Source organism: Virgibacillus sp. M23 (genome assembly GCF_034190895.1).
GTDB classification, from domain to species: Bacteria; Bacillota; Bacilli; order Bacillales; family Amphibacillaceae; genus Virgibacillus; species Virgibacillus salarius.
In genome coordinates, this window is record NZ_JAWDHA010000314.1 from 1 (window position 1) to 421 (window position 421).

Below are 421 nucleotides of genomic sequence, written 5' to 3' on the forward strand. Positions count from 1 at the left end.
GCTTTTCTGGTTTCCCTTTATACCAGAAAAGATGGAAGAAAACCGTTCCGATAAACAGAGATAAGGCTGTATACAGAATCGCGCGATCTGCGGCTGTTCCCGGATTCAGCGCTGAAACGGATGCTTTTTGGCTGCTGAATCCGCCATCCGCTTTCCCGATACTGAACGGAATGACGCCGGAAACCGGATGCCCGTCCGCGGATACCGCATTCCATTCCGCTCTGTACACATCATGAGGCAGATTCTTTTTTAGCTTCACTGTCATGATGTGATTGTTGTCTTTTTTGATTTCCGTCTTGTCCATATCCACACGGTCGCCGTTTGAATTATAGACTTTAATGTAATGAAACCCTTCTTCAACAGGTTCATTAAATTCAATCTCCACCTGTGCAGGCGCGGTTTTTAATTCGCTGTTTTCCCC

At 46.3% G+C, this 421-nt stretch carries 1 protein-coding gene; it reads right to left on the reverse strand.

What is annotated here, in order from left to right; all coding sequences use genetic code 11:
* Positions 1 to 421 (reverse strand): copper resistance protein CopC (locus RVS70_RS22730; RefSeq protein ID WP_321135005.1); only part of this gene is annotated, 421 nt, incomplete at both ends.